This is a genomic window from Meiothermus sp. (genome assembly GCF_025056915.1).
Lineage (GTDB): Bacteria > Deinococcota > Deinococci > Deinococcales > Thermaceae > Meiothermus.
In genome coordinates this window covers 1-9,079 of record NZ_JANWVH010000101.1, presented here as the reverse complement: position 1 = coordinate 9,079, position 9,079 = coordinate 1, and the positions used below count along the sequence as shown (strand labels likewise).

The following is a 9,079-nucleotide window of genomic DNA, read 5'->3' as shown; positions in this document are numbered from 1 at the left end:
CAGACACGCGTGCCTCACCGAGGTGAGGCACGTCTCTTTGTCCCTTCTCGTTTTCGTGGGCGGCTAACTGTGAAGAGCGCGATAGTCAGGTGTCTTGCGCGGCCATGCGCAGGGCCTTTTCCTCGGCGGGAATGCGAATCAAGAGGAGCAAGAGCGCGTTCAGCAGAGAAGCGACCAGAGCGGTTATCCAGGCGCCAAAGATAAGCGGCAGCGAGAATAGCTCCAGCGCCACCGCCAGGTAGTTGGGGTGGGGGAAGAAGCGGTAGGGCCCGCTTCTGATGGGCCTGGCCCCCGGAATCACCACGATGCGGGTGTTCCAGTAGTGGCCCAGGCTGCGAATGGCCCAGTAGCGCAGGGCCTGGGCCAAGAGGAACACCCCCAGCCAGACGCCCCAGATGGGGGAGAGCTGGCCTCGAGCCAGCCCCTCCAGCAACCAGCCCAGCATCCAGCCCCCGTGCAGCAGAAAAAAAAGCGGGTAGTGCTCTTTTCCGTACTCCCGCCCCCCCTGGGCCAGCGCCCAGCGCAGGTTGGCCTGGGCCAGGCGCAGCTCCAGCAAACGCTGGACTACGACCACCGCCAGCGCCAGCCAGAGCGCTACCACCGCAAAACCACCCCCTCCGCGGCGAAGCCCGGCCCCAGTGCCAGCAAAAGCCCCAGGCTGCCGGAGGGGGGCCGCTCGAGCTGGTACATCTGCCGGGCCAGCACAAAAAGCACCGTGGGGCTCGACATATTGCCAAAGTTTTTGAGCACGCAGCGGGCAGCCTCGAGGCTCCCCTCGTCCACCCCCAGCCCGTGCTGGTAGGCTGCCAGCACCTTGGCCCCTCCGGGGTGAAGGGTCCAGGTGTGCAGGTCCTGGGCCGTTAGCCCGAAGCTCGCCAGCCCATCCTGGATCAGGTGGCCCAGCCGGCCCTCCACCAAAGCTGGGATGCTCTGGGCAAAGCGAACCTGCAAACCTTCGTCCACCACGTCCCAGCCCATCACCTCGTAGCTGTTGGGCAAAAGGCGGCTGAAGCTGCCCAGCACCGCAGGGCCCTCGGAAGCCTGGGGCGTCCCCAGCACCGCTGCGGCTGCGCCATCGGCAAAGAGGCTGGTGGCCACCAGATTGCTCTTGCTCAAATCGCCCCGCACAAAGGTCAGGCTGCACAGCTCCACCGCCACCAGCAGCACGTGCTCATGGAGCCGGGCCAGCTCGGCGGCCCGGGCCAGCCCCGCCGCGCCCCCGGCGCAGCCCAGCCCCCAGATGGGCAGGCGAACCGCGCTGAGGGGAAGGCCCAGGCGCTCGACCAGATGGGCCTCGAGGCTGGGGGTGGCGATGCCGGTGGTGGTGACCAGCACAATAGCCCCCACCTGCTCGGGTCGCAGGCCCGCTTGCGCCAGGGCCTCGAGGCTGGCTTTTTCACATAGCTCCAGGGCCGTCTCGAACCACCGGCGGTTTTTCTCGGCAAAGCCATGGGGCCGACTGAACCATTCCAGGGGCGCTGAAAGATGGCGCGAGGTAATGCCAGTATTCTCGAAGACCGTAATCAGCCTATCCAGCCCTTGCAGGCCGTCAAACAGGGTGCGGACCAGGTCACGCACCTCGGGCTGCCCCACCTTGTGCGGGGGGTGGGCAAGGCCAACACCTCGAATGCAGGGGTTCATCACCAGGCCTCAGGGGTCGCTCTCCGGGGTCGCGCACGAATCGCGGAAAACGTACTGAGAAAGTCGCTTGCGGTGGTCGGACCTCCAGTCAATGCGGGGACGGGGCTTTTCGGGGGGCACGTAGCCCAGCCGATAAATGGCCATAAGTTCCAGATGCTCGGGCACCTCCAGCAGTCGCTTGAGCTCGGCCCAGGCCTCGGGGATTTCCATCGGTGTGGAGACAAACTGAATGCCCATGCCCAGCTCAACTGTGGTCAGCCAGATGTTCTCGATGGCCATGCCCAGCCCCAGCACACTGTAAAAGCCCGAGAGTTCGCCGGGGCGGTATTCCGCTTTGTCGAGCAGCGCGGCCAGCAGCAGCGGGGAGCCGGCTACCAGCTTGCGGTTGTCCTCGCCCAGGGTCTGGGGAACCCGCAAGGTTCGCAGAAGCCCCAGCGCCGAGGGGCTCATGATGTGCTTAGTGAAAGGGCGCAGCGGGCCGGGCAGCTGATCAATCAGGATGCCGTCGCCCCGCTCCTCGAGCTCCTTCTCGCTGAAGCGGAAGTAAGGGCGGTAGCGCTCGAAAAACTGGCCATCGGCGATGAGCTGCTGCATGGTTCGTCCGCCAATCTCGGCGATTTTTTCCCGCTTGGCCCTGTCTTCTATCAGAATGAAGCGCCACGGCTGGGAGTTGAAGTGGCTCGGGGCTCGGCTGGCCGCCTCCATGAGCAGGTGCTGATGTTCCCTGGACACCGGCTTATCCAAAAAGGGGCCGTTGGTGGTTCTGCGTTTGCGTATAACCTCCAGAAACTCCACATTAACCCCCCAGTGCCAGTAAGTATCCTATCAACCCTATCACGCCCAGTGTGGGGTGGAGCCAGGTGCGGGGCCGGGCTTTGGGAAAAAGGGCCAGGCAACCCACCGTGAGCAAAAGCCACCATTCTCTGCTAAAAACCACCGCCAGCACAGCACTGACAAAAACCACCAGATAAAGCCTGTGGTGCCAGATGCCAAAATGTCCCAGGCGAAATTGAGCAGCCAGCCCAACCAGAAGATTCAGCAGGTACAGGCTCAAACCCAGGGCTATCAGGGGCGACATGCCTTAGCTTAGCCCTGCGTCAGGGTCGAAGTGCAAGCCAGCTTCCGCCGGCCCCGATGGGGTGGGCTAGCGGCGCTCACAGCTCGAGCCGCTCCAGCGGCCTCCCCTGGCCTGGCACTCCCGCCGCAGGTTCTCTTCAGGCGCCCGCAACACGGCCAGCACCAGGCCGGCAGGGTATCCGCCTGCGCCTGCATTCAAACCCAGCGAAAGGCGGTTGATGGTCGCGGTCTCGCGGGTGCTGGGCACCTGGGTGCTCACGTAGCTCTCGCCATCCCACAGATACACGGCGCTGCGAAAGATTCGGTTGCCGGTCTGGTGGGGAGGGTTGACCCGCAGCTCTATGGTCAGGGGCTTCAGAAAGTTGGTTGCGCTCGAGGATAGCCGGTAAATTCCCACCACCTCGCGCTCAGGTAAGGTTTGAATGAAAAACACCTCGTCCTGTGGGGGCGAGGTCGGCACCGCCTGGAGGCGCTCGAGGCGGAACCGAACCGAAGACACCAGCGCACCCGAAGGCACCACCACCTGGATGCCGGGCAGCTGAAGCGCCCCGCCCTGGGCGCCAATGCGCTGCTCAACCACCCGTGCACTTTGACTAAGCCCCCACGATGCCAGAAAACCAAGCAGCAGTACCAGCCGAATCATAGCCTCGTCCTTGTTCCGTAGTCAGATTAACCCACAATCGTCTGAGAAAATCCAGGCCGCTCGGCTGGCGCTATGGCCAGCATTCCGCCAAACAAAAAATGAGTGCGACCAGAGCTGTTTTTTGAGTGCAAACGATGGCCCTTTGCGCTGGTTGACCTGGGACTGGCGCACTCAGGCGCCCACCAGTTTGCGGGCCTCAGCCAGAATCGCGTTGACCGTTGGGTCGTCCGGGGCCTCGCAGTAGATGCGCAGCACCGGCTCGGTGCCGGAGGGCCTGAAGAGCAGCCAGCCGCTCTCACCGAAAAGCCATTTGATGCCGTCCAGTTGCTCGGTTCCACTCACCTGATGGCCGGCCAGGCTTTGTGGGGTTTGCACCCGGGCCATCGCAGCCTGGATGTGCTCCATGCTGGGCAGTCTCAAATCTATCCGGTTGTAGGCGTGTTTGAAGCCCACCTCGGCCTCGATTTCGGCAAATTGCTGGCCCAGGCTTTTGCCCGTCCGGGCCACCGACTCCAGCAGCAGCAAGGCGTTGAGCAGGCCGTCGCGCTCGGGGATGTGCCCGGCCACGCCGATACCGCCGGACTCTTCCCCCCCAATCAAGACCCCACCCTTGAGCATCTCATCGGTGATGTACTTGAATCCGATGGGGGTGACCACCAGCTCCAGCCCCAGCTTACGCGCGAGTTTGTCCACCACCACAGAGGTCGAAAAGGTCTTGACCACCCGTCCGGTGCAGCCTTTGTGGTGAAGGTGTTTGAGCAAGACAGCAAAAATCTGATGGCTGTTGAAGTGGCGGCCTCCGGCCAGCACGGCCCCCACGCGGTCGGCGTCGCCGTCGTTGACGACGGCAAAGGTGGGGTCTTGCTCGGCTTTGAGCACGGTCATGATGGTGAACTGGTTCTGGGGGATGGGCTCGGGATGCACCCCATAAAACAGGGGGTCGGGCACGGCGTGCAGTTCACGCAGCTCGAGCTTCAGCCCGGCGTGTTTGACGAAGCCCGCCAGCCAGCCCGCACCGGCTCCCCCCAGGCTATCGTGGTACATCACGCCCTGATAGGCCCGCAGGGTTTCCATGTCCAGCTGGCTGGCCAGAAAGTCGTAGTAGGCTTTGCGAACGTCGAAGCTGTGCAGCGTTCCGCCCGAGGTTTTAGGCTCGCTGCCCAGGCGCTTTTCCACCTCGGCGACCAGGGCCGGTGTAGCAGACCCGGCGTAGGGGCCTTTAATCTTGAAGCCCAGGTACTCGGCAGGGTTGTGGCTTGCGGTGATCATCACCCCCCCATCGGCCTCTAGGTGCTTAACCGCAAAGGACAGCGCCGGGGTGGGCAGATAGGATTTCGATAGGTGCACTTCCAGCCCGTTGGCGGCGAGCACCTCGGCGGCTGTGCGGGCAAACCGGCCCGCCATGAAGCGGGTGTCGTAGCCGACCACCACTTTCTTGCCCTGCTGCTCCCGCAAATATTCGGCGTAGGCCTGGGCCACCCGGCCCACGTTGGCAAAGGTGAATTGGTCGCCAATGATGGCCCGCCAGCCGTCGGTGCCAAACTGGATGCCCAACCGGGATTGATTGCTGGCAATTTCGTCTGCCATACCTGCAACACTATACAGGGGCCAGGGGAGAGGGCACAGGGGGAATAGGCCATCTTTCAAGCTCGTATCTAGAACGGCTGTGATAACTGTCCAGGAAGCCTTTAGGGCAGTGGCCTGACCGCCAGGGAATCCGGTGCGGTGCAGGGCCGGCGAAGGCAAAGGGCGGGATGCTTCGCTGGCTCCAAACCACTTGATTGACCGGGTTCGGTCGCCCTTCGGAGCATCCAGACCGGCACAGCCCCCGCATTGCACAGCTGCAAAGATACCCATACACGCCGACAAATTCCAAAAGAGGACAGCCCTCGAGCCCCAGGTGGAGGAGGGTATAGAAAAGACCCCCCATCTGCTGGGTGCGTGAAGGGCCGGGTCAGCCACCCCACCTGGCCTCCCCCACGAGATCGGGGAGGAACAGGGCGAGTCCAGACTGAGATTGACTTGTCTGGGCGCATGGCCTTCGGTGTTTGCGGCCCTGGCCAACCGGCTCACCCCCCATCACGGTTGCGGTGATAGACTTCTAGGGCTTTATGTCCGACCTCCTTTCTTCCCTGAATCCCTCCCAACAGGAGGCCGTCCGGCATTTTGAAGGCCCCGCCCTGGTGGTGGCCGGGGCCGGTTCTGGCAAGACCCGCACGGTGGTGCACCGGATTGCCTATTTGCTGCGCGAACGGCGGGTGTATCCCGCTGAAATCCTGGCCGTGACCTTTACCAACAAGGCCGCAGGCGAGATGAAGGAGCGGTTGGAGAAGATGGTGGGGCCTGCGGCCAAAGACCTGTGGGTTTCCACCTTCCACTCGGCGTCGGTGCGCATCCTGCGGGCGTATGGCGAGCATGTGGGCCTCAAGCCGGGGTTTGTCATCTACGACGACGACGACCAGAACACGCTTCTAAAGGAGATTCTGAAAGACCAAGGGCTCGAGGCCAAGCCAGGCCCCTTCCGGGCCATGATAGACCGCATCAAGAACCGTGGCGAAGGGCTGGCCACTTTCCTGCGTGAAGCCCCCGACTTTATCGGGGGGGTGCCCAAGGAAGTGGCCGCCGAGGTTTTTCGCAAGTACCAGAGCGGGCTGCGGATGCAGGGTGCGGTGGATTTCAACGACCTATTGCTCCTTACCATCGAGCTATTTGAACAGCATCCGGCGGTGCTCCACAAGGTTCGCCAGCGGGCCCGGTTCATCCACGTGGACGAGTACCAGGACACCAACCCCGTGCAGTACAAGCTGACCCGCCTGCTGGCTGGCGAGAAGCCCAACCTGATGGTGGTGGGCGACCCCGACCAGAGCATCTACGGCTTCCGCAATGCCGACATCCACAACATCCTCGACTTCAGCAAGGACTACCCCGGCGCAAAGGTGATTCGCCTCGAGGAAAACTACCGCTCGAGCCAGGCCATCCTCCAGGTGGCCAACGCTGTGATTGAAAAAAACGCTTTGCGGCTGGAAAAAGTCCTGCGCCCGACCAAAGCCGGTGGAGAGCCGGTGCGGCTCTACCGCGCCCCCAACGCCCGCGAGGAGGCGGCTTTTGTGGCCCGCGAAATCGCCCGGCTGGGCGGCTACCAGGGTATAGCGGTGCTCTACCGCACCAACGCCCAGTCGCGCCTGCTGGAGGAACACCTGCGCCGGGCCCAGGTGCCGGTGCGGCTCATTGGGGCGGTGGGCTTTTTTGAGCGCCGGGAAATCAAGGATCTGCTGGCCTACGGGCGGGTCGCCATCAACCCCGCTGATTCCATCAACCTGCGCCGCATCGTGAACACCCCGCCGCGGGGCATCGGCCCGACCACGGTGGCGCGGCTGCTCGAGCACGCCCAGAAAACTGGCACCACGGTCTACGAAGCCTTCCGCGCCGCCGAGCAGGTCATCAACCGGCCCCAGCAGGTGCAGGCTTTTGTGCAGCTCCTGGACGAACTGATGGAAGCGGCTTTCGAGACCGGCCCGGTGGCCTTCTTTGAGCGGGTGCTGGAGCAAACCGGCTTCCTCGAGGCGCTCAAAGAAGAGCAGGACGGCGAAGACCGCTTGCAGAACGTGGAGGAACTGTTGCGGGCGGCCCGCGACTGGGAAGAAGAAGAGGGCGGCAGCCTCTCCGATTTCCTGGACTCGGTGGCCCTGACCGCCAAAGCCGAGGAACCCCAGCAGGCCCCGGAGGAAGCCGTCACGCTCATGACCCTGCACAACGCCAAGGGCCTGGAGTTTCCCACAGTCTTCCTGGTGGGCCTGGAAGAAAACCTGCTGCCCCACCGCAACAGCCTGAACCGCCTGGAAGACCTGGAAGAGGAACGCCGCCTCTTTTACGTCGGGATTACCCGCGCCCAGGATCGGCTTTATCTGTCCTACGCCGAAGAGCGTGAAACCTACGGAAAGCGCGAGTTCAGCCGCCCCAGCCGTTTTCTGGAGGAGATTCCGCCGGACTTGCTCAAGGAGGTGGGGGCCTTTGGCGATAGCGCCGTGCCGGTGCTGCCCTACAGCCGCCCCGAACCCAGGCCCAAAACCCAGCTCTCCGAGTTCAAAGGGGGCGAAAAGGTTCGGCACCCCAAATTTGGGAGTGGTACCGTGGTGGCCGCGATGGGCGGCGAGGTCACGGTGATGTTTCCCGGCCTGGGCCTTAAGAAGCTGGCGGTGAAATTTGCCGGACTGGAACGGCTCGATGGATGAAGCCGGCCTAAGTCGCTCTTTAGTTTTCCTTTGCCCAAACCAGCGTTTGCCGGGTAGGGTGAAACTATGAAACGACTCATCGGACGTTTCGGGGCGGCCTGGGTGCTGTTGGTGGGCATGGCCTTTGCTAGTGGGGTCGACGTTGGCTTTTCGGTGCGCAACGGGCCAAACGGAAATTTCATGGGGCACCTGGGGCTTTATCTGGATGGATTTCCGGTTGATTTCCGCTCCCAACTGGTGATAGGTTCTCCGGCGGGTCTCTACCTGAGCGGCGAGGTGGTTTATCCCCTGCCGCTTTTCTTGCTGGTGCGGCCTTATCTGGCCGGGGGCCTGGCGGTGGGCATCACCGGCTATACCGCGCAGAATGAGCTGCGACTGCGCTTTGGGGAGCGGTTCTATGCCATTTTCTCGGTGGGAATCCAGTTCCCCGACCGGGGCTACCGGCCCTACCTCGAGGTCAGCCAGGTTATTGGCTCGGAAAGTTTCCAGCGCTTCACGGTGGGCTTTGTGGTAGAAGGGTTTTGAGCCTGGTGGCGGGCTGTCGGCTTGCAGCCAACAGCGAGGTTCGCCCGCTTGCGTCCGGGCGTAGTAGATTAGGACTGATGCACGCCCGCGACTACGCTGCGACCCGCCCCCTGGCCGTGTTGCACCAGGGTCAGAGCCGCTGGTATCAGCCCCTCCTGACCGCTTCGCTGCACCACAACTTGCCGCTGTTTGTGTATGCTTGTCAGCCTGCTATGGGCCTCGAGGCCGCACTAATGGGTCTGCAACCGCTTGGTTTGCGGGGCGCCGTGCTGGAAGACCCCGGTCTACAGGCCTTGGCGCTGGATGTGGTACACAACCTCGAGCCCGAGGCGCTTCAGGCCCGCCGGGTCGATCTGGTGCTACCTGAGGTCGGCGGCGCCAGGGGGTATTACCTCGAGCCCATCGCGCTGGCCAACCTGATCCGCCGCTACGCCTTCGGAGACAAGGCGCTCTGGCTGGGCCCCATCCGACCCGAAATGGCCCAGGGCCTGCGCGGTCTGACCAAGGTTTCGGTTCTGAGCCGAAGTTTTCCCGAGGGAGAAGGCTTTCTGGAACTTCTACCCCTTCCTCAACGGGGGGTGGTGGCTGCGGCTGAAGCCCAGGCCACGGTGGTCGCCCGCCAGGCCGATGTCATTTTGTACGCCGGGGGTAGCCTGCCGCTTGCCCTTCTCCAGCCCTACCACCGCGTAATTGCCTTCAAACCCCTGCCCTCGGAAGCCCTGCGCCTGATTGGCGAATATGTCCCTCCCGAGGAGTTTCAGAAATTCCACCTGGCCGCCCTGCTGGAAGCTCTGGGCTATGCCCTTCCGCCCGAAACTTTTGCGGTTTGAGCGCTGTGCCAACTTGTTTTTGTTCAAGCGGTATCTCGCTGTAAGTGCTGAAAGCTTTTCTAGGTCAGTCTATCGGAGAGACCTTTTTTGCTCAAATCCAGTAGATTCATACCCAAAAAGTGCGGAAAATC

9 protein-coding genes are annotated in these 9,079 nt (G+C 62.9%); 3 read left to right on the top strand and 6 right to left on the bottom strand.

Annotation, left to right across the window (positions count from 1 at the left end; translation table 11 throughout):
* Positions 1-85: 85 nt before the first annotated feature.
* The 6 genes from NZN28_RS13000 to NZN28_RS12975 all read right to left on the bottom strand — a co-directional run bounded on the left by NZN28_RS13000 (position 86) and on the right by NZN28_RS12975 (position 4,948).
* Positions 86-601: an isoprenylcysteine carboxylmethyltransferase family protein gene (locus NZN28_RS13000; protein WP_295398805.1), complete on the bottom strand. Its 516-nt coding sequence runs from the start codon at positions 599-601 to the stop codon at positions 86-88.
* Positions 595-1,641: a type III polyketide synthase gene (locus tag NZN28_RS12995; RefSeq protein ID WP_295398804.1), complete on the bottom strand. Its 1,047-nt coding sequence runs from the start codon at positions 1,639-1,641 to the stop codon at positions 595-597. The genes NZN28_RS13000 and NZN28_RS12995 overlap by 7 nt, the downstream gene beginning before the upstream one ends.
* 9 nt (positions 1,642-1,650) lie before the next feature.
* Positions 1,651-2,436, bottom strand: coding sequence for a nitroreductase family protein (locus NZN28_RS12990; RefSeq protein ID WP_295398801.1), 786 nt, complete (start codon positions 2,434-2,436; stop codon positions 1,651-1,653).
* Between the two features lies 1 nt (position 2,437).
* On the bottom strand, positions 2,438-2,719 hold the full coding sequence (locus tag NZN28_RS12985) for a hypothetical protein (RefSeq protein ID WP_295398799.1): 282 nt from the start codon (positions 2,717-2,719) through the stop codon (positions 2,438-2,440).
* A 66-nt stretch (positions 2,720-2,785) separates the two neighbouring features.
* Positions 2,786-3,361, bottom strand: coding sequence for a hypothetical protein (locus NZN28_RS12980; RefSeq protein ID WP_295398796.1), 576 nt, complete (start codon positions 3,359-3,361; stop codon positions 2,786-2,788).
* Between the two features lie 171 nt (positions 3,362-3,532).
* On the bottom strand, positions 3,533-4,948 hold the full coding sequence (locus NZN28_RS12975; RefSeq protein ID WP_295398794.1) for a phosphoglucomutase/phosphomannomutase family protein: 1,416 nt from the start codon (positions 4,946-4,948) through the stop codon (positions 3,533-3,535).
* Between the two features lie 524 nt (positions 4,949-5,472).
* Here NZN28_RS12975 and NZN28_RS12970 point away from each other — a divergent pair.
* The 3 genes from NZN28_RS12970 (at position 5,473) to NZN28_RS12960 (ending at position 8,948) form a co-directional block, all read left to right on the top strand.
* Positions 5,473-7,593, top strand: a complete 2,121-nt coding sequence (locus tag NZN28_RS12970; protein ID WP_295398792.1) for an ATP-dependent helicase — start codon at positions 5,473-5,475, stop codon at positions 7,591-7,593.
* Positions 7,594-7,659: 66 nt separating this feature from the next.
* Positions 7,660-8,118 carry a hypothetical protein gene (locus NZN28_RS12965; protein ID WP_295398789.1) on the top strand — a complete coding sequence of 153 codons (459 nt, stop codon included), beginning with the start codon at positions 7,660-7,662 and terminating at the stop codon, positions 8,116-8,118.
* Between the two features lie 77 nt (positions 8,119-8,195).
* Positions 8,196-8,948 (top strand): hypothetical protein, encoded by a 753-nt coding sequence (locus NZN28_RS12960; protein ID WP_295398787.1) that lies wholly within the window; start codon positions 8,196-8,198, stop codon positions 8,946-8,948.
* Positions 8,949-9,079: the final 131 nt, after the last annotated feature.